Genomic DNA, 24,368 nt, shown 5'->3' with positions numbered 1-24,368 from the left:
CGTTTCGCGGCGTGGTCACGCGCCTGCAAGCATAATCCGGCAGGCTATCGATTTTTTGCGCCGCCCGATCATGCCGATGAAAATCACAAAGAAGCTACGCCGCCTCGCCGCGCCAGGTTTGCTCTGTCTGCCGCTCGCGTGCGCGGCAAATCCCAACGCGCTGTGGGAAATCGTCCACGACTACTGCGAGCCCGCCGCCGAGGGCGCGCAGGTCCGGCAGAAATGCGCGGACGTGAATCTGGCGGGCGGCTATGCGGTGCTGAAGGATATCGTCGGCGCCGCGCAGTATCTGCTGATTCCGACCGCGCGCGTGAGCGGCATCGAAAGTCCCGAACTGCTCGAGCCCCACGCGCCGAATTACTTTCGCGACGCATGGAATGCGCGCGGCTATGTCTTTCGCGCGTTGCGCCGGACGCTGCCGCGCGACGAAATTTCGCTCGCGATCAACTCGGCAAGCGGGCGCACGCAGAATCAATTGCACATTCATATCGACTGTCTCGCGTCGGATGTCGCCCAGACGCTGCGCGAACTGGGACCGGGCATCGGCACGGCGTGGAAGCCGCTGCCGGTGAGATTGCGCGGCCATGTGTACAGCGCGATGCGTATCGATGATGCTGATCTCGCGCATACGGATCCCTTCAAGCTCGTCGCGCCCTATGCCGCAAGCCGCGGCCAGACCATGGGCGAACAGACGCTGCTGCTCGTCGGCGCCGTGCGTGGCGATGGCGTGCATGCGTTCTTTCTTCTCAACGATCACGTTCAGCCAGGCAACTGGGCGTCATCCGAAGAGCTGCAGGATCATACGTGCTCGTTGGCCAATCGGTCTATAGAAAAGCCGTGAGGTTTTCAGAAGAATGAAGTGACGCAAATCGTTCGGAGTTCGGATGAATCGCAATCCGCAAATCAGAACTTTCGCGCCTTGTCACTTCTACTTCTGGGAACCACAATGAATGCACTTCGACATCACGTTTGACCCGTTGAAGGACGCGATCAATCGGCTTCAGCATGGTGTGTCGCTGGAGCTTGCGAGGGAGATTGCGTGGGACGATGTCGCGCCGAAGGTTGATGGTCGTCGCGACTATGGAGAGGTACGCGAAGTCAATTTCGCGCCCATTCGAGGCTTCATGTTTTGCGTAGTGTTCACGCAGAGAAGCGAAACGCGGCGCATCATCAGTTTGCGCCGCGCCAACAGAAGAGAGATAAATCGGTATGCAACAAACGTATAAAGGATTCATCCTTCCTACGCCCGAGGAAGAGGCGGCGATTCAGCGCGGCATCGAACTCGATCCGGATACGTGGAATCTGTCCTACGAAGAGTTTGAGCGACTGGAATCATCCGCCGCTTATCATCGTCGGCAGTCGATGTCTGGCGAGCTTCCGGCCGCATGACCCTCACCCCGCGTCGCGCGTGTTCATCCGATGCGCAAACACACGCGGCGCAATCCCTTCGACACGCGCTTCCGGCAACACGCGCTTCAACGTTCGCAAGGTGAACGCAAGGTCTTCGCTAGCAGTATCGAATTCGAGCCGCAGTTCGCAACCTTCACGCTGCGCCTGACTCACGTAGATGCCAAGCGGCGAATGAAACAACGCGCGTATGCGTTCCCGCGACGCTTCGCTATCCGCGAAATGCGCAAGCGCCAGAACCCGCACACGTTGACATGCACCTAACCCATCATCCTGCAATTTTCGACGGCTGACCGCCCACGCAAGCGACATATCCATGGCCGTTGCTCCATCACGTTTCCCTTGTGTAGAAGGATACGGCGGCTCGCGTCAACGTCACGCAAAGACATGTGCGCCGCGTGTAAAAAACGTATCAATCGAAGCCATGAAAGACCGCATCGTCCGGACCGATGGAAGCAGGCGACTTCCATGCCGCATCGCGCATCGAGTGACGCACCTGATGCTCGACGCCGAGCAGCACCGCGAAAATCGCCATGCGAACCGCAATGCCGTTGTCGGTCTGACGGAAGATCGCGAGGCGCGAGTCGTGATTCAGGTCGGTGGCGAGATCGTTCGCACCGGGGCGGCTGTCGCGCGGCAGCGGATGCATGATGAGCGTGTCGCGTCCGCATACATCGTCGACGAGCGCCTGGTTGATCTGGAAATCCGGCGTATAGCCTTCGATGGACTCATCGGCGAAACGCTCTTTCTGGATGCGCGTCGCGTAGACCACGTCGGCGCCCGCGAGTCCCGCGCGCAAGTCGCTCGTTTGTTCGATCACATGATCGCCGCGCGCGATGCGCTCGATGATATGCGCCGGCATCTCCAGCGAACCCGGCGACACGAGCGTAAATTTCAGTCCTTTGTAAAGCGAGAGCAGCTTGGCGAGCGAATGCACGGTGCGGCCGTACTTGAGATCGCCGACCATCGCGATATGCGCGCCATCGACGATCTTGCCGAGACGCGAAAACTCGCGCTGGATCGTATACAGATCGAGCAGCGCCTGACTCGGATGCTCGCCGGGGCCGTCGCCGGCATTGATGACGGGAATGTTCGTCGCGCGCGCGAATTCCGCGACGGAGCCTTGCTCCGGATGCCGCACGACAATCGCGTCGGCGTATCCGCTGATGACGCGGCTCGTGTCGTAGATCGACTCGCCTTTCGCCATCGACGAAAAGGTGAAGCCGGTCGTGTCGCACACGGAGCCGCCGAGGCGCGCGAACGCCGCGCCGAAACTCACGCGCGTGCGCGTGCTGGCCTCGAAGAACAGATTTGCAAGCACCGCGCCTTCGAGCACGCGCGTGATTTTTTTGCGCCGCGCGATGGGCTGCATCATGTCGGCCGTGCGGAACAGCGCTTCAGCCGAGTCGCGCGAAAACTGGTCGATCGAAAGCAATTGCGGCCGGCCTTCGAAGTCGATGGTCAAATGTGCGCTTTGCGTATATGGGCCACCTTCCGGCAAACCGCCGAGAATCTCGCCGACATAGCGCGCGGCGATCTCCGGCATCGCGCGCGACTCCGGCGATTCGTCCGGCAGCAACCATGTGTCCAACGCACGCCGCGACACGCCGATGCGCGATGCGAACGCGTCGCGCGTCATGTTCAGACGCCGCATCGCATCGCGAAGAATCGTCTGCTGCTGAAGTTCCTGAGTCACCGTCACCGCTCCCGAAATATACGCGGTGCGTATATTAGGTCACTCACCGATCAGATGCAAGACGAGTTCGCGCTGATGCTGCGCCGTCCGGTGCTCGAACACGTAGATGCCCTGCCAAGTGCCGAGCACCATCCGGCCAGCCTCGACGGGAATCGAAAGCTGCACCGTGGTCAGCGCGGTGCGCAGATGCGCGGGCATGTCGTCGGGGCCTTCGGTGTCGTGCACGTAGCGGCCGGGCGCTTCCGGCGCGACCGACTCGAAATAGCGTTCGAGATCCACGCGCACGTCGGGGTCGGCGTTCTCCTGAATCAGCAACGATGCCGACGTATGCCGGCAAAACAGCGTGAGCAAGCCAGTGCGGATGTCCTGAAGGTCGATCCAGTGATCGACGTCGCGGGTGACTTCGTGCAGGCCGCGCGAGCCTGTCGCGACCGTCAGATGGTGGAGTGCCTGTTTCATGTCGGTCTCGGTGCGAGGAATGGGCGGTGCGCCACATCGTGAGTTTACCGGCTTCCCGCGTGGCGTTCGATTCGACGCGATGAACTATGCTGTCTGGACGATGGCTCCACGAAAGGCGCGCACGATGACACGAAACGCGGCTTACGGAACGCTCGCGCTGGCGGCTGTGCTCGCCGCGGCCCCGTACGGGACACACTCCGAAGAAAGGCGCGAGAACCGCGGCAACGATCCGTTTCTGCACGTTTCGAGCGCCATCGCCGATTGCGCCGCTCCGCGCGGCCCGGTCGAAACGCATCAGGAATGGCTCGACGAAGCGCATTACCGCATCGAACGCGGCAATAGCTGCTGGATCGCGGGGCGCTGCCGGCTCGCCAACAGCTACGACTACGACAAGGAAATCGCCGAAAGCGTGACGCGGCGCCTGAATTCGCTCAACGCCTCGCTGCAGTGGCGCGAGAAAACGAGTTTGTGGCTCACGTTGCAGCGCCGCTTCATCTATCTCGACGGCTGCGTGTCGGGCGACTTCGACACGGCGCGCTTCGTGAAAGAGCTCGGCGAAACGGCCGATGTCGAAAAGGTCATCGACCGAACGACGCGCCGGCCGTGATCTCGCAATTGACCTAAGCTAAAAGAGAGACCAAACACGAGGAACCGCCGCGCATATGCGCGTCCGGCTTTCGCCGATGAAAACGAACTTCGCTGACTGGCTGTGCAGACGCGTGCGCCACGCGCTGCTGCTGATGGCGTTCGCCCTCGTGCCGATGAGCGCCGTAGCCGCCGTGGCGGCGCCCGTCGTCGTGATTCCGCTGAAGGGCGCGATCGGGCCGGCGAGCGCGGATTACGTCGTGCGCTCGCTCGCCCGCGCCGCAGACGAGCACGCGCAACTCGTCGTGCTCGAACTCGACACGCCCGGCGGCCTCGATCTCTCGATGCGCTCGATCATTCAGGCGATGCTCGCGTCGCCGGTGCCGGTGGCCGCGTTCATCGCGCCGAGCGGGGCGCGCGCTGCGAGCGCGGGCACGTACATCACGTACGCGAGCCATATCGCCGCGATGGCGCCCGGCACGAATCTGGGCGCGGCGTCGCCGGTGCAGCTTGGCATCGGCGGATCGGAGCGCGAGGGCAAGGCGGCGTCGAACGCAGACGCGCAATCGACCGAAACGCGCAAGCAGATGCAGGACGCCGCCGCCTACATCCGCGGCCTCGCGCAATTGCGCGGACGCAACGTGCAATGGGCCGAGCGCGCGGTGCGCGAGGCGGTCGCGTTATCGGCGACGGAAGCGCTGGAGCAGAAGGTCATCGACGTGACCGCCAACGACGTTCCCGACCTGCTCGCGAAACTCGACGGCCGTCATGTCAAAACCGCGAGCGGCGATCGCGTTCTCGCGACGAAACAGGCGCCGCTCGTCGTGCTGCAACCCGACTGGCGCAGCCGCTTTCTCGCGACGATCACCGACCCGAGCGTCGCGCTCATCCTGATGATGATCGGCATGTACGGCCTCTTCTTCGAGTTCGCGAATCCGGGCATGGTGCTGCCGGGCGTCGCGGGCGCGATCTGCCTGCTCGTCGGATTGTTCGCTTTGCAACTATTGCCGATCAGTTTCGTCGGACTCGGATTGATCGTGCTCGGCATGGGCTTTCTCGTCGCGGAAATGTTTCTGCCGACATTCGGCTCGCTCGGCATCGGCGGAATCATCGCGTTCGCGATCGGCGCGCTCATGCTGATCGATACCGACGTTCCCGGCTTCGGCATTCCCGTCGGGCTCGTTGCCGGGCTCGCGCTCTTCACGGCGCTCTTCGTGTTCACCGTGTCGGGCGTCGCGTTGAAAGCGCGCAAGCGGCCCGTCGTGAGCGGCGGGGAAGCGATGCTCGGCACCATCGGCGTGATGCTGGCGCACGAATCCGGCAGCGGCTGGGCGCGCGTGCAGGGCGAACGCTGGCGCGTGCAGGCGGACGCGCCGCGAGCGTTGCCGCAAGAAGGCGCGCGCGTGCGGGTGATGTCGCGCCACGGTCTTACGCTGACCGTCGAGCCGCTCGAAGGCGAACGCGAGGCGGGCCATTCCTGAACACATCGACAACGAGGCTTGAAAAATGGGGCTTACCTTCGGTTTCAGCGGCATTGTCATTGCGTTCGTCGTCTTCATCGTCGCGTCGGCGGTGCGTATTTTTCGCGAGTACGAGCGCGGCGTCGTGTTCATGCTCGGGCGCTTCTGGAAGGTGAAAGGGCCGGGGCTCGTGCTCATCATTCCGGTCGTGCAGCAGGTCGTGCGAATGGACTTGCGCACCGTCGTGTTCGACGTGCCGCCGCAGGACGTCATCACGCGCGACAACGTGTCGGTGAAGGTGAATGCGGTCGTGTACTTTCGCGTCGTCGATCCGGAGAAGGCGGTGATTCAGGTCGCGCGTTTTCTCGAAGCGACGAGCCAGCTCGCACAAACCACGTTGCGCGCGATTCTCGGCAAGCACGAGCTCGACGAGTTGCTGTCCGAGCGCGAGCGCCTCAATACCGACATCCAGCGCGTGCTCGATTCGCAGACGGACGCATGGGGCATCAAGGTATCGAACGTCGAGATCAAGGACGTCGACATCAACGAAACGATGATCCGCGCGATCGCCCGCCAGGCCGAAGCGGAGCGCGAGCGGCGCGCGAAGATCATCCATGCGGAAGGCGAGTTGCAGGCATCGGAGAAGCTGCTGCAAGCTGCGCAGATGCTCGCGCAGCAGCCGCAGGCGATGCAGTTGCGCTATCTGCAAACGCTCACGTCGATCGCCGGCGACAAGAACTCGACGATCGTCTTTCCGGTGCCGGTCGATCTCGTGAGTTCCGTCATCGACCGGCTGACCAAAGGCTCGACGCAAACTTAGACGAGAGCAGGGAAGTCGATCACCGTGTCGTTCACGCGGTTCACGAGGTTCGTGAAATTGATGACGCTCATCGCAAACAGCGTGTCGATGACTTGCGCTTCCGAATAGCCCGCTTCGCGCACTTCGGTAAGACGCGCCGCGTCGATCGTGCCGGTCGTGCCCGCGACATGCCGCACGAAGCGCACGAGCGCATCGCGCTTTGCATTGCCGGTCGCTTCGCCCGCGCGAATTTGCTGCGTTTCCTTCTGCGACAGCCCGACCATCTTGCCGACGAGCGTATGCGCGGCGGCACAGTAATCACAGCCCGCGAGTTCGCTGACGGCGAGCTTGATCGCTTCGACATCGGCCTTGTCGAGGCTGCTCTTCGCGAGAATCGCATCGCCGTTGAGCGCTGCGCCGAGCGCGGCCGGGCTATGCGTGCCGATGGTCGCGTAAGCGTTCGGCACCTTGCCCGCGGCCTTCTTGATCGCGGCGAAAAGATCGGCGGTGACGCCCGTTGCTTCGTTGACGTTGATTTGGGAAAGACGTGACATGGTGTGCTCCTTCGTTCGGTGTTGGCCATGTGGATGGCATGGGTTGAACTTTAGGCGCGTGCGTCTTTCGCGTGAATGCTCGCGCGGCTCGTAAAACCGCGCGATCGTCTCATCGTGCGAATGCGGCGGCTTCGTGCCATGATCGGGGCTTCCGCACGCATCGCGAACGCGCACATGGACTATCTGACGAGCCTGAAGGTGTTTTGCACGGTGGTCGAAGCGAAGAGCTTCGCGCGTGCGGCCGACATACTCGGCTTGTCGCCGCCCGTCGTATCGCGTGCCATCGCCGGCCTCGAAGACCGCCTCGGCAGCCGGCTCTTCAATCGCACGACGCGGCAGATCTCGCTGACGGAAACCGCCGAGCGCTTCTTCGCCGACTGCTCGCGTCTGCTCGACGAATTGCAGGCGATGGAAGAGCGCGCGTCGAACCGCGCGAGCGAAGCGACCGGCCTGTTGCGGCTCGTCTCGCACACGACCGTGATGATGAGCCGCTACGCGCCGCTCGTCGCGAGCTTCAGGCGCGCGCATCCGCATGTGCGCCTCGACGTGACGCTGACGGAGCGACCCATCGATCTCGTCGGCGAAGGCTACGATCTCGCCATCGTGCTGCCTTTCATGCTATCGACCGATACCGCCGTCACGCGCCTGCTGGAAACCATTCCGCTCGTGCTCGTCGCGAGCCCCGCGTATCTCGCGCAACGTCCCGCGCCGCGCCATCCGTCCGAACTCGCCGATCATGTTTTCGTGCCGATGTCGCCGTCGATCCGCAAGCCGGCGCTCACGTTCCGCATCGGCGGCGAGGAACTGCGCGTGCCGCTCAGTCACGACATCACGTCGAACAGTGCGGTGTTCAATCGCGAGATGGCCTTGCAGGGCTTCGGCATCGGCGTGTTGCCGACGGCGCTCGTGGCCGACGAGGTCGCGTCGGGGCGGCTCGTCACGCTGCTCGACGCCTACGAGCGCGTCGATTCCGCGATCGAAATCCGGATCGCGTACAGCACGCGCGCGCTGTTGCCGGCCAAGGTGCGCGCGTTCGTCGAGCATGCCGTGCGCTTCTGCGCCGACGGGAGCCTGCGTCCCGACGCGCCGGCAAACCGTCTTCGCGCCTTGTAGCACAGGCTCGGCGCGATTCTTTCCGTCTGCGTCATTCATTCATGCGCGCCGTGACGGTTGACTTGGTGCATATGCACAACTAGTCTTCCGGGCTATGACGGGCAATGGATTCAAGCCTTCCTTCAAACTTAATTGTGCATATGCACTCATCGCAGATGACGACTCCTACGACGAATATTCCTTCGGTAGCGGCGCCGGCGCTCGCGCGGCCCGCGCGCAAGATTCCCTGGATGCTGCTCGCGCTTGGCCTGGTCGGGCTCGTGCTGATCGCGGCGGCCACGTACTGGGCGCTCGTGCTGCGCTTCATTCAGACGACCGACGATGCCTACGTCGGCGGCGATGTCACCGTGCTTGCGCCGAAGGTGAACGGTTTCGTCACCGACGTGCTCGTGCAGGACAATCAGCCCGTTAAGGCGGGGCAAGTGCTGATCCGCCTCGACGCCCGCGATTACGATGCGCGCCTCGCTCAAGCCGACGCCGAATTGTCGGGCGCGCGCGCGGCGGTGGTCGAGTTGCAGGCGAAGGACGCGCTGCAGGCGGCCGTCATCAACCAGCAGCAGGCGGAAGTGCGCGCGTCGTCGGCGGAACTCACGCGCACCGGGCAGGACCGTTCCCGCTATCGCGAACTCGTGAAGGACGATGCGGTGTCGAACCAGATCGTCGAGCGCGCGGACGCGGACTACACGAAGGCGCAGGCGGCGGTGGATCGCAGCGGCGCGTCGCTCGTCGCGGCCAAGCGTCAGTTAAGCGTGATCGAAGCGCAGATCGCCGATGCGCAGGCGCGCGTCGCGACAGCGGAAGCGGCACGTCGTGTCGCGGAGCTGAACGTCGAATACACGACGATCCGTTCGCCGGTCGATGGCTATGTCGGCAATCGCACGGCGCGCGTGGGCGTGCTCGCGAACGTGGGCACATCGCTGCTGACCATCGTTCCGTCGACGGGCCTTTGGGTCGATGCGAACTTCAAGGAAGATCAGTTGAAGAAGATGCGCGCGGGCGACGAAGCCGACGTCGAACTCGACGCATCGAGCGTGCCGCTCACCGGTCACGTCGAAAGTCTCGCGCCCGCGACCGGCGCGACCTTCAGCGTGCTGCCCGCCGAGAACGCGACGGGCAACTTCACGAAGATCGTGCAGCGGGTGCCGGTTCGCATCCGCCTCGATGTGCCGAAGGGCATGGAAACGGTGCTGCGTCCGGGCTTGTCGGCGACGGTGAAGGTGCATCTCGCGAAGCAGTCGAACGGCTGAGGAGCGCGGCGATGACACACACCATTCCTTCCGATCCCGCGAGCCAGCCGATACGGCAACGCGTGTTCGCCTTCGCGCTGATGTGCCTCGGCTTCTTCATGGCGACGCTCGATATTCAGATCGTCGCGTCGTCGCTCAAGGATATCGGCGGCGGATTGTCGGCGAGCCAGGACGAGCTGTCGTGGGTGCAGACGTCGTATCTGATTGCCGAAATTCTCGTCATTCCGATGTCGGGCTGGCTCTCGAAAGTGTTCTCCACGCGCTGGCTGTTCGTCGCATCGGCAATCGGCTTCACGCTCACGAGCATGTTGTGCGGCATGGCGTGGGACATCAATTCGATGATCCTCTTTCGCGGACTGCAAGGCGCGCTCGGCGCCGCGATGATCCCGACCGTCTTCACGACCGCCTTCGTGCTGTTCCCCGGCAAGCAGCGATTGATTGCATCTACAACTATCGGCGCGCTGGCGTCGCTCGCGCCCGCAGTCGGACCGGTGATCGGCGGATGGATCACCGATCAATGGTCGTGGCACTGGCTCTTCTATCTGAACGTGGTGCCGGGTCTCGTCGTCGCGTTGCTCGTGCCGAAGTACGTGCACGTCGACGAGCCCAATGTTTCGCTGCTGAAGAAGGGCGATTACATCGGCATCGTGCTGATGTCGGGCTTTCTCGGCTGTCTGGAATACGTGCTCGAAGAAGGGCCGCGCAAGAACTGGTTCGGCGACGACGTCATCATCGTCTGTGCGTGGATTTCGGGGATCTGCGGCTTCCTGTTCCTCGTGCATGCGTTCACGGCGAAGGATCCGATCGTCGATCTGCGTGCGCTCGCGGTGCGCAACTTCGCGATCGGCAGTCTGCTTTCGTTCGTGACGGGCATCGGCATCTTCGTGTCGGTGTTTCTGACGCCCGTGTTCCTCGCGCGCGTGCGTGGCTTCGATTCGCTGCATACGGGTCTCGCGCTGCTTTCCGTCGGCTGTTTTCAACTGCTTTCCATCGGCGTGTACGGGTTCGCGTCGCGCTTCATCGACATGCGCGTGCTGCTCGCATTCGGTCTGATCTGCTTCGGCGCGGGCTGTTACTTCTATACGCCGCTGACGCACGACTGGGGCTGGCAACAGTTCCTGCTGCCGCAGGCGCTGCGCGGCATCGGCCAGCAATTCGCGGTACCGCCCATCGTGACGATGGCGCTCGGTTCGCTTCCGCCATCGCGGCTCAAATCGGCGAGCGGGCTGTTCAATCTGATGCGCAATCTCGGCGGCGCAATCGGCATCGCGGTGAGCGCGACGATGCTCAACGATCGCCTCAATCTGCATTACCTGCATCTGAACGAGAGTGTGACGATTGGCCGGCCGATCGTCGACGACATGATCGCGCGCAGTTCGGCGCATCTCGCTTCCGTCGCCGGCGATGCGTTGAACGCGTCGCAAGCGGGGCTGGCATCGCTGCACGCGCTCGTGATGCGCGAGGCGCTCGTGCTGACCTTCGCCGATTGCTTCTACGTGCTCGCGCTGTGTTTCCTCTTCGGCCTGATGACGGTGATGTTCGCCAAGCCGATCACGAGCGCGCCGCCTTCGTCCGACGCGCATTGAACCGGGCCTTATCTGGATCCTTCGATCATGAAGAAACTTCTCGTCGCAATACTTTCCGGCGTGACCGCGCTGACGCTCGCCGCGTGCGCGGTGCAGCCCGCCACGCACGCCGATCTTCCCGCGACGGTCAACGCGACCGCGCCCACGGACTGGAGCGTCGATGTGCCGAGACAGGCCGTCGATCCCGCTGCATGGTGGAATCAGTTCAACGATCCGGTGATGCATGAACTCGTCGCGTCGGTGCTGAACGATAACCTCGATGTTCAAGCCGCCGTCGAGCGCGTGAAGCAGGCGCAAGCGCTCACGACGCAACGCCGCGCGGCCTTGCTCCCGCAACTGGATGCGAACGCGGGCGGCGCGTACACGCGGCAGAACACGCCGCCGCCGCTCGGCTATGTGAAGCAGGCGGGCTTCGGCCTCGCGCTGAGCTGGACGCCGGACGTGTTCGGCGGCGAGCGGCTGGAACTGCTGGCATCGCAGGCGCAGCTCGTCGGCCGCGAACACGCCGCGGATCAGATCAGGCTCGCGCTCGCCGCGGACACGGCCGCTGCGTATGTCGACCTTCGCTGGGCGCAGGCGGAATCGAAGATCCTGCAAGACAATCTGCAGATTCGCGAACGCGCGTTGGAACTCACGCAACGACGCCTGCAATACGGTCTGTCGACTCAACTCGATGTCGCGCGTGCGCAGAATCAGTTGAGCGACCTGCAATCGCGCATCCCGCGCACGCAATCGACGATCCAGCATCAGCTGAGTCTGATCGCGGTGTATTCGGGCCGCACGCCGGAATCCATCGACAGGCTGATGCTCGCGGATGCGGGCGACGCGCCCGTGATTCCCGTTCCCGCCAGCGGCGCGCCGCAGATGTTGCCGTCCGATGCCTTGTTGCGCCGCCCCGATGTGCTCGTCGCGTATGCGACCGTTCAGCAGCGCGCGGCGGAAGTGGGCGTCGCGCGTGCCGAGCGTTATCCGAAGTTCTCGCTGCGCTTGTCGGATGGCTTGCTCGCCTCGTCGTATCTCGGCTTGCCGACGCTGACCGATAACCTCTTTTCCGCCGCGCTCAACGCGACGAGCCCGATCTTCAACGCCGGACGCATCACGGCGGAGATCGAGCAGAACGAGAGCCGGATGCGCGAGTCGGAACTGCATCTGCGTCAGACGATGCTCGAAGCGCTGAAGGATGTCGAGGATACGCGCAGCGATCTCGTCAGCACGACCGAATCGACCGCGCGTCTCACCGAAGCGCTCTCGGCATCCGGTCAATCGCTCACGCTGTCGACGCAGTTGTACAAGGGCGGCGCGGCCAGCTTTCTCGATGTGCTCGACGCGCAACAATCGTATCTGCGCGATGCCGATGCGCTGAATCAATCGAAGCGCGAACACGCGCTTGCCGCGGTGGCGCTTTATCGCTCGGTCGGCGGCGGTTGGAGCGTGACCGGCGACGACGATGCGATCAAGACCGCCAGCGATAAAACGGAGACGCCGAAATGAGTTTGATCGAAGAAACCGCCGCCGGCCTCGACGGTCTCGCGCAATTGCGCAGGTTGATCGCAAGCGGGCGCAAGCCGGGCATTCTGGTATCGCTGGATTTCGATTTCATCGAAGTGGAAGCGGGCAGGGCAGTGTTCGCGGGCGTCCCCGGCGATCACGCGTATAACCCGATCGGCACCGTGCACGGCGGCTATGCGGCGACGCTGCTCGATTCCGCGTGCGGCTGCTCGGTGCATTCATGCCTGACCGCGACGCAGGCGTACACGACGCTCGAACTGAAGGTCGCGTATCACAAGGCGCTCACGCGCGACTCGGGCGTGTTGCGCGCGGAAGGACGCGTGCTGTCGATCGGACGGCGCGCCGCGTTCGCCGAAGCGACGCTCAAGGACGCGAGCGGCAGATTGTTCGCATCGGCGACATCTACGTTGCTTGTCATGGAGCGATAAAAAGCCCGGCTTTCCATCGCAGGAAGCCGGGCCGCGAGCAACCGCAAAAGCCGCTTATTTCACGCTTTCCAGCGCCTTTCGCACCGTCGCGAAGATCTGATCGATCTGATCGTCTTCGATGATGAGCGGCGGCGAGAACGCGAGGATATCGCCGGTGTAGCGCACGAGCACGCCCGCCTCGAAGCACTTGACGAACACTTCATACGCGCGCGCGCCGGGTGCGCCTTCGCGCGGATCGAGCTCGATGCCCGCGACGAGGCCAAGATTGCGAATGTCCTTCACGAACGGCGCATCGCGCAGCGCGTGTGCGGCGCTTTCGAACTTCGCGGCCTTCGATGCCGCGCGCTCGAACAGCTTGTCGCGCTGATACAGATCGAGCGTCGCGATGGCCGCTGCGGCCGCGACCGGGTGCGCCGAATAGGTGTAGCCATGGAACAGTTCGATGGCGTTGGCCGCGCCCGCGTTGACGACCGTGTCGTGCACGTTGCGATGCGCGGCGACGGCGCCCATCGGAATGGTCGCGTTGTTGATGGCCTTGGCCATCGTGATGAGGTCGGGCGTTACGCCGAAGTATTCACTGGCCGTCGCTTTACCCAAACGTCCGAAGCCGGTGATGACTTCGTCGAAGATCAGAAGAATGCCGTACTTCGTGCAGATATCGCGCAGCTTTTGCAGATAGCCTTGCGGCGGCACGAGCACGCCGGTCGACCCGGCGAGCGGCTCGACGATCACGGCGGCGATCGTCGACGGATCGTGCAGCGCGACGATGCGCTCGAGGTCATCGGCGAGATGATCGCCCCACGCGGGCTGGCCTTTCGTGAATGCGTTGTGCGCGAGATCGTGCGTATGCGGCAGATGATCGACCGACGGCAGCAGCGCGCCCGAGAACGTCTTGCGATTCGGCGCGATGCCGCCGACCGAAATGCCGCCGAAGCCGACGCCGTGATAGCCGCGCTCACGGCCGATCAGACGCGTGCGCTGGCCTTCGCCGCGCGCGCGGTGATACGCCAGCGCGATCTTGAGCGCCGTATCGACCGACTCGGAGCCCGAGTTCGTGAAGAAGATGCGGTCGAGGCCTTCGGGCATCAGGCTCGCGACTTTGGTCGCCGCTTCGAATGCGAGCGGATGGCCCATCTGGAAGGTCGGCGCGAAATCGAGCGTCGAAAGTGCCTTTTGCACCGCATCGACGATCTCGTCGCGGCAATGGCCTGCGTTCACGCACCACAGTCCGGCCGTGCCGTCGAGCACTTCGCGGCCATCGGTCGAGCGGTAGTACATGCCCTTGGCGCTGTCGAGCATGCGCGGCGCGGCCTTGAACTGGCGATTGGCGGTGAACGGCATCCAGAACGACGAGAGGTCTTCGATCACGGGGCGAGCGGTCATCACGGGGTCTCCTGAAGAAGTACGGCCACTGTATTCCCCGGCAAAATTGCAAGGCATAGACAGTTGCTTCACTGCGCTGCCAACTGTGCTGGCAGAATGCTGCAAACTGTATTGGCCGGCGGACTTTCTCCGCGTTATTCTCGGACGCCATGATCGAACTCAAGCTGGAGCGCGGCGCGCGGCAGGCGCCGACGCTCGTCGAACAAATCGTGCGCGCGTTCTCCTCGGCGATCGAGGAGCAGACGTTGCGCGAGGGCGCGCTTCTGCCATCGGTGCGGCGTCTTGCCGAAGCCGAAAGTCTCAGCACGTTCACGGTGACGGAAGCGTATGGCAGGCTCGTGTCGATGGGCCTCGTCACGGCGCGGCGCGGATCGGGTTATCGCGTGGCAATACGCGGGCGCAGCGAGCGCGTGTGCGCCGTCGAATGGCAGCCGCCGAGCCTCACCGCGACGTGGCTTTTGTCGGACGTATTCGCCGATCATTCCGTGCCGATCAAATCGGGCTGCGGCTGGCTGCCTAACGAATGGGTCAACGAGAGCGGTCTGCAGCACGCGTTGCGCGCGGTGAGCCGCGTACCGGCGGCGCGCATCGCGGATTACGGGCATCCGTACGGCTTCGCGCCGCTGCGCGAGCGGATCGCGGAGCAGATGGACCGCCACGGCTTGCCGATCGACGCCGCATCGAACGTGCTGCTGACCGCGGGCGCGACGCAGGCGCTCGATCTCATCGTGCGCACGCTGCTGCGTCCGGGCGATGCGGTCGTCGTCGAAGATCCGGGCTACTGCAATCTGCTGCAGATTCTGCGGCTCGCGGGTTTGCAGGTGCATGGCGTGCCACGCACGGGGGCCGGTGTCGATACCGATGTGTTCGAGCGCATCGTCGTCGAGCATCGTCCGAAAGCGGTCTTTCTCAACACGACCTTGCAGAATCCGACGGGCGCGACCTTCGGCATGGCGTCGGCGTTTCGGCTGATGCAGATTGCGGAGCGGCACGGCCTGTGGGTCGTCGAGGACGATGTGAACCGCGAGCTCGCCGCGCCCGGCGCGCCCTTGCTCGCCGCCATGGAAGGGCTCAGCCGCGTGCTCTACGTCGGCGGTTTCGCGAAGACGATCACGCCCGCGTTGCGCTGCGGTTATGTCATCGCCGAGCGCGACGTATTGCGCGAACTGGCGCGCACGAAGATGGCGGTCGGGCTGACGTCATCGGAGGCGACGGAGCGCATCGTCGAGAAAGTGCTGACGGAAGGGCGCTACGCGCGGCATGTCGAATTCGTCGTGGAAAAGCTCAAGGATGCGCATGCGCTCGTCGAAGAACGCATGGATGCGCTGGGCGTTGAGTTGTTCCGGCGTCCGCGCGCGGGGCTTTTCCTGTGGGGCGCGTTGCCGATCGATCCGGCGGATGGAAGCGACGTCGCGACACGCGCATTGCAGCACGGCATATGGCTCGCGCCCGGCTCTTATTTCCGTCCGGACGATGCTCAAAGCGCATGTTTTCGATTCAACGTCCCTTATTCCGTGGACGATGCGCTTTGGACATTTCTGGAAAGAACGATAAAAGGCTTTTAAAACGGACACGACAAACTCGCATCATCGTGTCCGTTAATCGGATATTTATTGCGCCACTTGCGAAGAAGCGGAAGCCGAAACTTGCCCGCGTTGAATCTGCGCGGTGCGTTCCGTATTGCCGAAATCGCCGCGTCCTTGTGCGGCTTCTTCCGCAGCGAAGGTCTGCGCGCTGACGCCATGCTGCGAAGCCGGCGCTCCGACATCGGGACGATAATGCGGCGCCGGTCCATAACCGCTTGCAAATGCCGAGCCGGCGAAAAGAGAACTCAATGCAATAGCAAAGCCCACTACGAGTCGCTTGTTCACGAGGACGCTCCAACGAAGATATGAGGAGATGCGGTTGTCTGAAGCGACAACTGCAATCGGAGAAGCGAATCGTTGCTACGAAACGCCCCCGACATGTGAACGCAGTGTAGAAGGACTGAGCCTTTTTTTAATCGCACGAAAAGCCAATTGAGTTTTCGTCGATCTCAAACAATGGGATGACGTCAGGGTTTCATACGGAAGCATCGCCCGTTGTCGTGGATGGCGATGTTTCGGCACCGCCTTGTTCCGGCAATGCGGCTTTTGCCGCGCGTTTGCGGGGCGCGCTGCGCTTCACCGCCGGTTCCACTGCCGGTTTCGCCGCGACGGATTTCCTTGCTGCCGGCGCCGCTGCTTTCTTCTTCGCAGCAGTTTTTTTCGCCGCCGCTTTCCTCGCTACAGCCTTCGGTTTGACCGCGTTCTCCGCACTTTCCGCATCGATCAGAAACTTGCTGCGATCCTTCACGTTCGCGATCCACGCGGGCGGGCGCGCCCAGCCGCTCCACGTTTCACCCGTCTTCGGATTGCGATACTTCGCGGGCAGCTTTCCCTTCTTCGCGAGCTTGGTCATCGCTTCGTGACGGCCGGCGGGCGCGGGGTACGCGACCTGCGGCTTGCCCGCGCGTTTGGCCTTCTTGCCGTGACGGTCGATATCCGCGGTCGTGAGGCCGTGCCTTTCCATCAGCGCGCGAATATCGTCGAGTACGGCTTGCGCGCGTTTCGCGATCAGCTTCTCGGTCTGCGCCTGGAGCTTCTTCAACTTCGCCTGCATCTGCTTGAGCGTCGCCATCGTTGTCTCCTTGTTGTCGGTTATGTATGTGAGTCTAGGCGAGAGCGAAGCAAGCGGGATAACCTCGCCGCCCGCGCACGAAGTTATCCGCATTGGATGGATCGTTCGCGGGCAACGTATTCCAAATCACTCGCCGTAGATATCGAAGTCGAAGTACTTCTGTTCGATGCGCTTATACGTGCCATCCTTGATCATCGCGGCGATGGCGCCGTCGAGCTTATCCTTCAGGTCCGTATCTTCCTTGCGCAGGCCGATTGCCGTGCCCGGACCGAAGATCGCACTGTCTTCCAGCGCGCCGCCCGCGAAACCGTAGGGCTTGCCGCGCGGCGTCTCGAGAAAGCCGCGTTCGGCTTGCACCGCGTTTTGCAGCGACGCATCGAGCCGTCCGGCGAGCAGATCCTGATAAACCTGATCCTGATCCGCATAGGACACGACCTTCACGCCTTTCGCGCCCCAATGCACCTTCGCATACGTTTCCTGCATCGAGCCTTGCTCGACGCCGACAGCTTTTCCCGCGAGCGATTCCGCCGTCGGCTGGATGTTCGAATCGCGCTTGGCGACGAGGCGCGTGGGCACGTGAAAGAGCTTGCTGGAGAACGCGATCTGCTTGACGCGCGCGGGCGTCATCGACATCGTGGAGAGCACGCCGTCGAACTTGCGCGATTTGAGGCCGGGAATCATGCCGTCGAATGCATTTTCGACCCATACGCATTTCGCGTTGAGACGCCGGCATAGTTCATTGCCGACATCGATATCGAAGCCGACCAGCGTGCCGTCGGGCGCTTTCGATTCGAAAGGCGGATAACTCGCATCGACGCCGAAGCGGATAGTCGACCACTCTTTTGCATGCGCTCCGATCGATACGGCAAGCATCGAACCCAACAACACCGTTACCAGCCTCTTCACGATAGTCCCTTCTTTCTATGAGTATTCGAATGGTGGCGAATTTAACCGCCGTTGAAGATTATAGAGGCGTGCGCGCAGTGCAAAAGAAAAAGCGGCCGCGAAAAATCGCGGCCGCTCGAGGCAAAACTGATAACTTTTCCGATGCTTAACCCGCGCGTACTTCGACGCGGCGCGGACGCGCTTGCTCGCGACGCGGAATCGTGAGTCTCAGCACGCCATTGCTGAGATTCGCGTCGATCTTCGTCGTGTCGAAGTCTTCGCTCACCGTGAAGGCGCGTACGAAACGCGGCGCGCGCAGTTCGGCATGATGCACGCGCACCGTGCCCGGCACAGGCAATGATGCTTCGGCTTCGATGGTGAGGCGCGCATCGTGCACCTTCACGTCGAGCTTCTCGCGCGACACGCCGGGCAGATCGGCCCACAGCGTGATGCCATTGCTATCCTCGACGATATCGACCGCGGGTGTGACCGTTGCGCGGCGTGCATTGTCTTCGTTCTTGCGCGCAGCGTCGTTCGTGTTTTGCGCGGCGACTTGAGTGTTCTCGGTCATGATGTGCTTCCTCTTACTGAATGGTGATCGCACGCGGCTTCGATGCTTCGCGCTTGCCGATGGTGATGGACAACGTGCCGTTCTCATAGCGCGCTTCGACCTTGTCTGCGTCCGCGTTTTGCGGCAGTTCGATCACGCGGCGGAAGCTGCCGGTGAAGCGCTCTTTCGCATACGTGCGCGCGCCTTCCACCGTTGCCTGCGCCTTGCGTTCGCCGCTAATGGTGAGCGTGCCTTTATCGACGGTCACATCGAGCGATGCAGGCTCGACGCCCGGCGCGAACGCGACGATATGAATCGCATCGTCCGTGCTGCCGATGTTCAGACGCGGGAAAGCATCCGCGCGGCTCGAACGCATGCTCGAAGGAAGATTGCCGAAGAGCGAGGACATCTGCCGCTGCATGCGGTCCAGTTCAGAGAAAACGTCGCCGCTGAAATAAAAGTCACTCATGGTCCAGTCTCCGATAGTGCGGCCAGCGCGGCCTGCAACAGGAAGTTGAATCGACGACGCGGTTATCGCCGTCAGTGCATCGAAAGTAGGAGCGAAGGCTATCGTTTCAATACCGCCGCGCTATGTTTCAAGCGCAATTTTTTTTCTCCGGGCGGCTCTTGAAAGAAGCCGAAGCGCGCTTACATCCGTCCGAATGCGCTTCTTGCAGGTCGTTCTGCTACCGTCGAATACAGCGCAACTGCTGCTGTTTTTCATCTCATGAAGCCGGCATCATCATCGCGTGAAAGATCGATACGGATTCAGGCGAAGGAGCCGCTCATGGAACTCTTGAAGATGTTGCGCATCGTGCTTTGGAGCTTTTTCGGCGTGCGCAAGCGCGCTTCGCACAACGCAGACTTCGCGCAGGTCAGGTTGCCGCTATTGCCGGTCATCGCCGTGATGCTCGCGGGCGCATTCGGCCTGACGCTGCTGACGGTGGCGAAGCTCGCCACGGGTATCGCGCACTGAACGCACGAGCGCGCCGTCCCGCTCTTACAATGGCGATCGGATGATTGCCACGAGCGAGGACGGGAACGATGAAAGTATGCGTTTATGGCGCGGGCGCCATCGGCGGATGGATCGGCGTGAAGCTCGCGCAGGCGGGCTGCGATGTCAGCGTGGTCGCGCGCGGCGCGACCCTCGATGCGCTGAAGACGGAAGGGTTGCGGCTCGTCGAAAAGGACGCCACGCATGTCGTGAAGGTCGCGGCGAGCGCCGAACCCGCTGATCTCGGCGTGCAGGATCTCGTCGTGGTTGCAGTGAAGGCGCCCGCGATGGAATCCGTCGCCGCGCATATCGCGCCGCTGCTGTCGAATGAAACCCCCGTGCTGACCGCGATGAACGGCGTGCCCTGGTGGTTCTGCGACGGCCTTGGCGAACCATTCACCGGCAAACGTCTTTCGTCCGTCGATCCGCAAGGCAAGATCGCCGCGGCGATTCCGGGCACGCAGACGGTCGGTTGCGTCGTGCACGCGAGTTGCTTCGTAGAAGCGCCGGGCGTCATCCGGCATCATCAGGGCAAGGGGCTGATTCTGGGCGAGGCGACGGGCGCACCGACCGCCCGCACCGAATCGCTCGTTTCGCTCTTCTCGAAGGCGGGCTTCGACGCCACGCTCTCCGCGCAGATTCAACGCGACGTCTGGTTCAAGCTATGGGGCAACATGACGATGAACCCCATCAGCGCGATTACCGGCGCGACCACCGACCGCATTCTCAGCGACGATCTCGTGCGCGGCTTCGTCACGAACGTGATGCTCGAAGCGAAGGAAATCGGCGCGCGCTTCGGCATTCCCATCGAACAGAAGCCCGAGGATCGCCACGCCGTGACGCTCAAGCTCGGCGCGATGAAAACGTCGATGTTGCAGGACGTTCAGGCGGGCAAGGCGGTCGAGCTCGATGCGCTCGTCGCGTCCGTGCGCGAGTTGGGCGCGATGACCGGCGTGCCGACGCCGTTCACCGATGCGCTTCTCGGGCTCGCACGCCTGCATGCGCGCACGCTCGGGCTCTATCCGGCCTAAGCCGGTTCACCGCGCCACTCTGTCCGGCGAAGGCAGCACCTTCGCGCACACCCGACATCTTCAGAGGAACCCCATGGAGCAACAGGATCAGCGGGAAACCGCGAGCGAGCTCGTCGCAATGCGCGACATGCTGCGCGAGTTCGTCCGCGAGCGGGACTGGAGCCGCTTTCATTCGCCGAAGAATCTGGCTGCGGCGTTGTCGGTGGAAGCGAGCGAGTTGCTCGAACCGTTCACGTGGCTCGCCACCGGCGACAGAACCGAACTCGACGAATCGAAGCTGCAAGCCATTCGCCACGAAATGGCGGACGTGCTCGCCTATCTCGTGATGCTCGCCGACTCCCTCGACGTCGATCTGCATCGCGCGCTGATCGAGAAGATGGCGCTGAACCGGTCGAAATATCCGGCGCACAAAGTGAAGGGCGACGCGCGCAAGTACACGGAGTACGACGACTGACACCCGGACGAACGCCACTGGCGCACGATGCGCCCGCGCGGTTAAGCTTGGCGTTCAGCCCGTTCCCTTAGAGGATTGTCGATGGACTTTTCGCTTTCGCCGGAGTTGACCGATCTGCAGGCGCGCGTGCGCGCTTTCATCGCTGAAGAGATCGTGCCGTTCGAGCGCGATCCGCGTTGCACGCCGCATGGCCCGAACGAAGCGCTGCGCGCCGAGTTGATCGCGAAAGGGCGCGCGGCGAAGCTGTTGTCGAGCCACGTATCGCCCGAATTCGGCGGCCTGGGCCTGAATCACGTCGCGAAAGCCATTCTGTTCGAGGAGGCGGGCTATTCGCCGCTCGGTCCGGTCGCGCTGAACATCGCCGCGCCCGACGAAGGGAACATGCATCTGCTCGAAGCCATCGCTACGCCGCAGCAAAAGGAGCGCTGGCTGCGTCCGCTCGCGGCGGGCGAGATTCGCTCGTGTTTCTGCATGACCGAGCCGCCGCCGGGTGCGGGCGCCGATCCGGCGATGCTGCAGACCATCGCCGTGCAGGACGGCGACGACTACGTGATCGACGGACGCAAATGGTTCATCACGGGCGCGGAAGGCGCGGCGGTCGCGATCATCATGGCGAAGTTCGCCGACGGTCCCGCGACGATGTTCCTCGCCGATATGTCGAGCCCCGGCATCGTGATCGAGCGCGCGATGGATTCGCTCGATACGTGCTTTCCCGGCGGCCACGGCGTCGTGCGCTTCGAGGGCCTGCGCGTGCCGAAGGAAAACGTATTGGGCGAGCCGGGCGAAGGATTTCGCTACGCGCAGGTGCGGCTATCGCCGGCGCGTCTCACGCACTGCATGCGCTGGCTCGGCGCCGCGCGGCGCGCGCACGATGTCGCGACGGCGCATGCGCGGCAGCGTCAGGCGTTCGGCAAGGCATTGGGCGAGCACGAAGGCGTCGGCTTCATGCTCGCCGATAACGAAATGGATCTGCACGTCACGCGTCTCGCCATCTGGCATTGCGCGTGGGTGCTCGATCAGGGCGTGCTCGGCAAGCACGAATCGAGCATCGCGAAAGTGGTGTCGTCGGAGGCGCTGTGGCGGGTCGTCGACCGCTCGGTGCAGGTGCTCGGCGGGCAGGGCGTCACGCACGAAACCGTCGTCGCGCGGATTTTCGCGGACATGCGCGCGTTCCGTATCTACGACGGTCCGTCGGAAGTGCATCGATGGAGCATCGCGCGGCGCATCCTGCGCGGGCCGAAGCCGCGCGGCGAATCGGCCTGACGAATGCGCGCTTACTGCACGCGGGTTTCGCCGCGAGCCTGCCGTTGCGCGATGATGCGGCTCGCGCGCATCGCGTTGTCCGGGTAGTCCAGCCAGTCGTTCGGATCGTAGCCGACCGAGCGCCACAGCAGAAATTCCTGCCGGACCTGGTCGCGCGTTTTCGGCGCGTTCGGATCGGTGGTTTGCGCCGGCGGTTGCGCGAGCGCGGACGCGGCGCAGCACAAAGCGAGCGCGCCGAGGATGATGCGGGAAATGGATGTCATGACGAATACCTCACACCGCGTAGCACGGCGATTTCATTCTAGGTGACGGAACGAAAACGCGCAGAACACGTTGTTCGCGTTCGGCGCGTCGCGTTTCATATGTCGTGTGCTGACGAACCGCCCTATACTCGATTTCTTCGGGCGGGGCGTTCCGGCGATTCATAGAACCATAGCCTGAGCCAACGAATACACGACAAACAGGCCCAGTCATGAGCACGTCGAGCGTTGCCATCACCAGCAGTTTTCCGGAGATGGACGAACTGAAAGCGATTCGCGTCGCGGGCGGCGCGCGCTTCGCGTGGCACACGATCGGCGAAGTGCGCGCACGCGAGCATATGTTTCCGATCCTGACCGCGGCGATCGGCTCGGACGATCCGCAAGCGCCCGCCATCGGCTTTTTCGGCGGCGTGCATGGGCTCGAATGCATCGGCACGCAACTCGTCCTCGAATACATGCGCGCGCTGTTGCGACGGCTCGAATGGGACGACACGCTGCATCATCAACTGCGCGCGGTGCGGCTCATCTTCATGCCGATCGTCAATCCCGGCGGCATGTTCGCGCGCACCCGCGCGAATCCGAATGGCGTCGATCTGATGCGCAACGCGCCGCAAAGCGCCGAAGGACGCGTGCCGTTTCTCGCGGGCGGACAGCGCATCGGGCCGTGGCTGCCGTGGTATCGCGGCCCGGCCGATGGCCGCATGGAAGTGGAGAGCGCGGCGCTGCTTTCCGTTGTCGAGGAACAGTTGATGTCGCGGCCGTTGAGCTTCGCGCTCGATTGTCATTCGGGCTTCGGCTGGGACGACAGCATCTGGTTTCCCTACGCGCGCACCGAGCGGCAAATGGCGCATCTGCCGGAAATGTTTCTGCTGAAGACGATGTTCGAGGAGTCGTATCCGCATCATGGCTACGCGTTCGAGCCGCAGAGTCATCAATACCTGCTGCACGGCGATCTGTGGGATTTCGCGTATGACCGCTCGCGCGCACCCAACATCTTCCTTCCGATGACGCTCGAACTCGGCTCGTGGCGCTGGATTCGAAAGAATCCGATGCAGCTTTTCTCGCGCCTCGGCATCTTCAATCCGATCAAGGCGCACCGGACGAGGCGCGTGCTGCGGCGTCATCCGAACTTCTTCGATTTCCTCACGCGCGCGGCGTTCTCGTCGCGTCGCTGGCTGCCGAGCGGCGAATTCCGCGAGGACGTGCTGCGGCGCGCGCGCGAGCACTGGCAACGCACGGCCCTGCGATGAGCCAGTGGATCCTTCTGCGCGGCCTCACGCGTGAAGCGCGTCACTGGGGCGCGTTCGATGCGGCGCTCGCCGCGCATGGGCTCGCAGGCGCGGGCGAGCGCGCGATATGCATCGATCTGCCGGGCAATGGCGTCGAACGCGCGCATGGGGCGCCGCTTTCCGTCGTCAGGATGATGGCGTTCGTTCGCGAGCGCGCCGCCGCGCTGAACATACGCATGCCGTGCCGCGTGCTTGCGATGTCGCTCGGCGCGATGGTCGCCACTGCGTGGGCCGAACATCATCCCGGCGAGATCGAGCGGCTCGTGCTGATCAACACCAGCATGCGCCCGTTCGCGGGCGTGTCCGAACGCCTGCGTCCCAATGCGTGGCCGATGCTCGCGCGAATCGCAATGACGTGGACGCAGCCTGAGCGATGTGAAACGCTCATCCACGCGCTGACGTGCAATCGTATCGACACGCGTGACGCGGATATCGCGCACTGGGCGCATCTTCGGCGCACGCATGGCGCGAGCGCGGCGAACGCGCTGCGTCAACTCGCGGCGGCGGCGCGCTTTCGCGCGCGCGTCGATGCACCGCCATGTCCCGTATTGCTGCTATCGTCGGCGGCGGACCGGCTCGTCGATCCGATATGCTCGCTGCGCATCGCGGCGCAATGGCGTGCCTCGCACGCGGTGCATCCGTGGGCGGGCCACGATCTGCCTCACGACGATGCCAACTGGACGTGCGCAGCCATCGCCGCGTGGCTCGACGAGCGCAAGCGCACGCGTGACGTTTCAGTGACGAATGCATGACACCCA

The 24,368-nt window shown here is 63.3% G+C and carries 28 protein-coding genes; 16 read left to right on the top strand and 12 right to left on the bottom strand.

Annotation, left to right across the window (positions count from 1 at the left end):
* Positions 1–76: 76 nt before the first annotated feature.
* On the top strand, positions 77–841 hold the full coding sequence (locus BG60_RS13710) for a CDP-diacylglycerol diphosphatase (RefSeq protein ID WP_235366335.1): 765 nt from the start codon (positions 77–79) through the stop codon (positions 839–841).
* Here BG60_RS13710 and BG60_RS40135 read toward each other — a convergent pair.
* The 4 genes from BG60_RS40135 to BG60_RS13685 form a co-directional block, all read right to left on the bottom strand.
* Entirely contained in the window at positions 825–1,235 is a 411-nt protein-coding gene (locus BG60_RS40135; RefSeq protein ID WP_420912052.1) for a hypothetical protein, read from the bottom strand. The two genes, BG60_RS13710 and BG60_RS40135, sit on opposite strands and share 17 nt — an antisense overlap.
* Positions 1,236–1,392: 157 nt before the next feature.
* Positions 1,393–1,725, bottom strand: a complete 333-nt coding sequence (locus BG60_RS39330) for a hypothetical protein (protein ID WP_008353709.1) — start codon at positions 1,723–1,725, stop codon at positions 1,393–1,395.
* Positions 1,726–1,819: 94 nt separating this feature from the next.
* Positions 1,820–3,103: an aspartate carbamoyltransferase gene (locus BG60_RS13690; protein ID WP_033537153.1), complete on the bottom strand. Its 1,284-nt coding sequence runs from the start codon at positions 3,101–3,103 to the stop codon at positions 1,820–1,822.
* Positions 3,104–3,142: 39 nt separating this feature from the next.
* Entirely contained in the window at positions 3,143–3,562 is a 420-nt protein-coding gene (locus tag BG60_RS13685; RefSeq protein ID WP_008353705.1) for a secondary thiamine-phosphate synthase enzyme YjbQ, read from the bottom strand.
* Positions 3,563–3,686: 124 nt separating this feature from the next.
* On the opposite strand from BG60_RS13685, the gene BG60_RS13680 reads away from it, so the two are divergent.
* The 3 genes from BG60_RS13680 (at position 3,687) to BG60_RS13670 (ending at position 6,427) form a co-directional block, all read left to right on the top strand.
* On the top strand, positions 3,687–4,169 hold the full coding sequence (locus BG60_RS13680; protein ID WP_008353704.1) for a hypothetical protein: 483 nt from the start codon (positions 3,687–3,689) through the stop codon (positions 4,167–4,169).
* Between the two features lie 76 nt (positions 4,170–4,245).
* On the top strand, positions 4,246–5,628 hold the full coding sequence (locus tag BG60_RS13675; RefSeq protein ID WP_372492556.1) for an NfeD family protein: 1,383 nt from the start codon (positions 4,246–4,248) through the stop codon (positions 5,626–5,628).
* A 25-nt stretch (positions 5,629–5,653) separates the two neighbouring features.
* Positions 5,654–6,427, top strand: coding sequence for a slipin family protein (locus BG60_RS13670; RefSeq protein WP_008353699.1), 774 nt, complete (start codon positions 5,654–5,656; stop codon positions 6,425–6,427).
* Here the strand turns inward: BG60_RS13670 and BG60_RS13665 are convergent.
* On the bottom strand, positions 6,424–6,960 hold the full coding sequence (locus tag BG60_RS13665; protein WP_008353697.1) for a carboxymuconolactone decarboxylase family protein: 537 nt from the start codon (positions 6,958–6,960) through the stop codon (positions 6,424–6,426). The two genes, BG60_RS13670 and BG60_RS13665, sit on opposite strands and share 4 nt — an antisense overlap.
* A gap of 174 nt (positions 6,961–7,134) precedes the next feature.
* Between BG60_RS13665 and BG60_RS13660 the strand changes: the two genes are divergently transcribed.
* From BG60_RS13660 to BG60_RS13640, 5 genes are all read left to right on the top strand, one after another.
* A complete protein-coding gene (locus BG60_RS13660) occupies positions 7,135–8,073 on the top strand; it encodes a LysR family transcriptional regulator (protein WP_033537151.1) in 939 nt (312 codons plus the stop codon).
* Between the two features lie 155 nt (positions 8,074–8,228).
* On the top strand, positions 8,229–9,320 hold the full coding sequence (locus BG60_RS13655) for an HlyD family secretion protein (protein ID WP_008353695.1): 1,092 nt from the start codon (positions 8,229–8,231) through the stop codon (positions 9,318–9,320).
* Between the two features lie 11 nt (positions 9,321–9,331).
* Positions 9,332–10,906 (top strand): DHA2 family efflux MFS transporter permease subunit, encoded by a 1,575-nt coding sequence (locus BG60_RS13650; protein WP_034471854.1) that lies wholly within the window; start codon positions 9,332–9,334, stop codon positions 10,904–10,906.
* Between the two features lie 27 nt (positions 10,907–10,933).
* Entirely contained in the window at positions 10,934–12,397 is a 1,464-nt protein-coding gene (locus BG60_RS13645) for an efflux transporter outer membrane subunit (protein WP_034471850.1), read from the top strand.
* Entirely contained in the window at positions 12,394–12,843 is a 450-nt protein-coding gene (locus BG60_RS13640; protein ID WP_008353692.1) for a PaaI family thioesterase, read from the top strand. The genes BG60_RS13645 and BG60_RS13640 overlap by 4 nt, the downstream gene beginning before the upstream one ends.
* Positions 12,844–12,897: 54 nt before the next feature.
* On the opposite strand, the gene aptA is transcribed toward BG60_RS13640, so the two are convergent.
* On the bottom strand, positions 12,898–14,226 hold the full coding sequence (gene aptA / locus BG60_RS13635; protein WP_008353690.1) for an omega-aminotransferase AptA: 1,329 nt from the start codon (positions 14,224–14,226) through the stop codon (positions 12,898–12,900).
* Positions 14,227–14,375: 149 nt separating this feature from the next.
* Here aptA and BG60_RS13630 point away from each other — a divergent pair, with 149 nt between their 5' ends.
* Complete coding sequence (locus tag BG60_RS13630) at positions 14,376–15,791, top strand: aminotransferase-like domain-containing protein (protein ID WP_034471847.1); 1,416 nt, start codon at positions 14,376–14,378, stop codon at positions 15,789–15,791.
* 45 nt (positions 15,792–15,836) lie between these two features.
* Here BG60_RS13630 and BG60_RS13625 read toward each other — a convergent pair whose 3' ends face one another.
* The 5 genes from BG60_RS13625 to BG60_RS13605 all read right to left on the bottom strand — a co-directional run bounded on the left by BG60_RS13625 (position 15,837) and on the right by BG60_RS13605 (position 18,788).
* A complete protein-coding gene (locus tag BG60_RS13625; RefSeq protein ID WP_008353687.1) occupies positions 15,837–16,097 on the bottom strand; it encodes a hypothetical protein in 261 nt (86 codons plus the stop codon).
* 190 nt (positions 16,098–16,287) lie between these two features.
* The gene (locus BG60_RS13620; RefSeq protein WP_008353686.1) at positions 16,288–16,884 is read right to left on the bottom strand and encodes an H-NS histone family protein; all 597 of its coding nucleotides are present in this window, start codon (positions 16,882–16,884) and stop codon (positions 16,288–16,290) included.
* A gap of 126 nt (positions 16,885–17,010) precedes the next feature.
* Positions 17,011–17,757: an ABC transporter substrate-binding protein gene (locus BG60_RS13615; RefSeq protein ID WP_284502730.1), complete on the bottom strand. Its 747-nt coding sequence runs from the start codon at positions 17,755–17,757 to the stop codon at positions 17,011–17,013.
* Between the two features lie 178 nt (positions 17,758–17,935).
* A complete protein-coding gene (locus BG60_RS13610; protein ID WP_008353684.1) occupies positions 17,936–18,340 on the bottom strand; it encodes an Hsp20/alpha crystallin family protein in 405 nt (134 codons plus the stop codon).
* Between the two features lie 13 nt (positions 18,341–18,353).
* Positions 18,354–18,788, bottom strand: coding sequence for an Hsp20/alpha crystallin family protein (locus BG60_RS13605; protein ID WP_008353683.1), 435 nt, complete (start codon positions 18,786–18,788; stop codon positions 18,354–18,356).
* Between the two features lie 318 nt (positions 18,789–19,106).
* Here BG60_RS13605 and BG60_RS13600 point away from each other — a divergent pair, with 318 nt between their 5' ends.
* The 4 genes from BG60_RS13600 to BG60_RS13585 all read left to right on the top strand — a co-directional run bounded on the left by BG60_RS13600 (position 19,107) and on the right by BG60_RS13585 (position 22,061).
* Positions 19,107–19,295: a DUF2970 domain-containing protein gene (locus BG60_RS13600; protein WP_008353682.1), complete on the top strand. Its 189-nt coding sequence runs from the start codon at positions 19,107–19,109 to the stop codon at positions 19,293–19,295.
* Between the two features lie 68 nt (positions 19,296–19,363).
* Complete coding sequence (locus BG60_RS13595; RefSeq protein ID WP_008353681.1) at positions 19,364–20,344, top strand: 2-dehydropantoate 2-reductase; 981 nt, start codon at positions 19,364–19,366, stop codon at positions 20,342–20,344.
* 73 nt (positions 20,345–20,417) lie between these two features.
* The gene (locus BG60_RS13590; RefSeq protein ID WP_008353680.1) at positions 20,418–20,798 is read left to right on the top strand and encodes a nucleotide pyrophosphohydrolase; all 381 of its coding nucleotides are present in this window, start codon (positions 20,418–20,420) and stop codon (positions 20,796–20,798) included.
* Between the two features lie 81 nt (positions 20,799–20,879).
* Positions 20,880–22,061 (top strand): acyl-CoA dehydrogenase family protein, encoded by a 1,182-nt coding sequence (locus BG60_RS13585; protein ID WP_008353679.1) that lies wholly within the window; start codon positions 20,880–20,882, stop codon positions 22,059–22,061.
* 11 nt (positions 22,062–22,072) lie between these two features.
* Here BG60_RS13585 and BG60_RS13580 read toward each other — a convergent pair whose 3' ends face one another.
* The gene (locus BG60_RS13580; protein ID WP_033537146.1) at positions 22,073–22,324 is read right to left on the bottom strand and encodes a DUF4148 domain-containing protein; all 252 of its coding nucleotides are present in this window, start codon (positions 22,322–22,324) and stop codon (positions 22,073–22,075) included.
* 209 nt (positions 22,325–22,533) lie between these two features.
* Between BG60_RS13580 and BG60_RS13575 the strand changes: the two genes are divergently transcribed.
* Together BG60_RS13575 and BG60_RS13570 are read left to right on the top strand one after the other, a co-directional pair.
* Complete coding sequence (locus BG60_RS13575; RefSeq protein ID WP_033537145.1) at positions 22,534–23,571, top strand: M14 family zinc carboxypeptidase; 1,038 nt, start codon at positions 22,534–22,536, stop codon at positions 23,569–23,571.
* On the top strand, positions 23,568–24,362 hold the full coding sequence (locus BG60_RS13570) for an alpha/beta fold hydrolase (protein WP_008353673.1): 795 nt from the start codon (positions 23,568–23,570) through the stop codon (positions 24,360–24,362). The genes BG60_RS13575 and BG60_RS13570 overlap by 4 nt, the downstream gene beginning before the upstream one ends.
* The last annotated feature ends 6 nt before the right edge of the window (positions 24,363–24,368 follow it).

Origin of the sequence: Caballeronia zhejiangensis (assembly GCF_000698575.1) — a bacterium.
GTDB lineage: Bacteria > Pseudomonadota > Gammaproteobacteria > Burkholderiales > Burkholderiaceae > Caballeronia > Caballeronia zhejiangensis.
Note: the sequence above shows the minus strand (reverse complement) of the source record. Positions and strands in the feature narration are given on the sequence as shown.

Bases quoted from the DNA above. Each gene is read 5' to 3' on its own strand.
- BG60_RS13710 (WP_235366335.1), top strand. From the start codon at position 77: ATGAAAATCACAAAGAAGCTACGCCGCCTCGCCGCGCCAGGTTTGCTC.
- BG60_RS40135 (WP_420912052.1), bottom strand. From the start codon at position 1,235: ATGAATCCTTTATACGTTTGTTGCATACCGATTTATCTCTCTTCTGTT.
- BG60_RS39330 (WP_008353709.1), bottom strand. From the start codon at position 1,725: ATGGATATGTCGCTTGCGTGGGCGGTCAGCCGTCGAAAATTGCAGGAT.
- BG60_RS13685 (WP_008353705.1), bottom strand. From the start codon at position 3,562: ATGAAACAGGCACTCCACCATCTGACGGTCGCGACAGGCTCGCGCGGC.
- BG60_RS13680 (WP_008353704.1), top strand. From the start codon at position 3,687: ATGACACGAAACGCGGCTTACGGAACGCTCGCGCTGGCGGCTGTGCTC.
- BG60_RS13675 (WP_372492556.1), top strand. From the start codon at position 4,246: ATGAAAACGAACTTCGCTGACTGGCTGTGCAGACGCGTGCGCCACGCG.
- BG60_RS13670 (WP_008353699.1), top strand. From the start codon at position 5,654: ATGGGGCTTACCTTCGGTTTCAGCGGCATTGTCATTGCGTTCGTCGTC.
- BG60_RS13665 (WP_008353697.1), bottom strand. From the start codon at position 6,960: ATGTCACGTCTTTCCCAAATCAACGTCAACGAAGCAACGGGCGTCACC.
- BG60_RS13660 (WP_033537151.1), top strand. From the start codon at position 7,135: ATGGACTATCTGACGAGCCTGAAGGTGTTTTGCACGGTGGTCGAAGCG.
- BG60_RS13655 (WP_008353695.1), top strand. From the start codon at position 8,229: ATGACGACTCCTACGACGAATATTCCTTCGGTAGCGGCGCCGGCGCTC.
- BG60_RS13650 (WP_034471854.1), top strand. From the start codon at position 9,332: ATGACACACACCATTCCTTCCGATCCCGCGAGCCAGCCGATACGGCAA.
- BG60_RS13645 (WP_034471850.1), top strand. From the start codon at position 10,934: ATGAAGAAACTTCTCGTCGCAATACTTTCCGGCGTGACCGCGCTGACG.
- BG60_RS13640 (WP_008353692.1), top strand. From the start codon at position 12,394: ATGAGTTTGATCGAAGAAACCGCCGCCGGCCTCGACGGTCTCGCGCAA.
- aptA (WP_008353690.1), bottom strand. From the start codon at position 14,226: ATGACCGCTCGCCCCGTGATCGAAGACCTCTCGTCGTTCTGGATGCCG.
- BG60_RS13630 (WP_034471847.1), top strand. From the start codon at position 14,376: ATGATCGAACTCAAGCTGGAGCGCGGCGCGCGGCAGGCGCCGACGCTC.
- BG60_RS13620 (WP_008353686.1), bottom strand. From the start codon at position 16,884: ATGGCGACGCTCAAGCAGATGCAGGCGAAGTTGAAGAAGCTCCAGGCG.
- BG60_RS13615 (WP_284502730.1), bottom strand. From the start codon at position 17,757: ATGCTTGCCGTATCGATCGGAGCGCATGCAAAAGAGTGGTCGACTATC.
- BG60_RS13610 (WP_008353684.1), bottom strand. From the start codon at position 18,340: ATGACCGAGAACACTCAAGTCGCCGCGCAAAACACGAACGACGCTGCG.
- BG60_RS13605 (WP_008353683.1), bottom strand. From the start codon at position 18,788: ATGAGTGACTTTTATTTCAGCGGCGACGTTTTCTCTGAACTGGACCGC.
- BG60_RS13600 (WP_008353682.1), top strand. From the start codon at position 19,107: ATGGAACTCTTGAAGATGTTGCGCATCGTGCTTTGGAGCTTTTTCGGC.
- BG60_RS13595 (WP_008353681.1), top strand. From the start codon at position 19,364: ATGAAAGTATGCGTTTATGGCGCGGGCGCCATCGGCGGATGGATCGGC.
- BG60_RS13590 (WP_008353680.1), top strand. From the start codon at position 20,418: ATGGAGCAACAGGATCAGCGGGAAACCGCGAGCGAGCTCGTCGCAATG.
- BG60_RS13585 (WP_008353679.1), top strand. From the start codon at position 20,880: ATGGACTTTTCGCTTTCGCCGGAGTTGACCGATCTGCAGGCGCGCGTG.
- BG60_RS13580 (WP_033537146.1), bottom strand. From the start codon at position 22,324: ATGACATCCATTTCCCGCATCATCCTCGGCGCGCTCGCTTTGTGCTGC.
- BG60_RS13575 (WP_033537145.1), top strand. From the start codon at position 22,534: ATGAGCACGTCGAGCGTTGCCATCACCAGCAGTTTTCCGGAGATGGAC.
- BG60_RS13570 (WP_008353673.1), top strand. From the start codon at position 23,568: ATGAGCCAGTGGATCCTTCTGCGCGGCCTCACGCGTGAAGCGCGTCAC.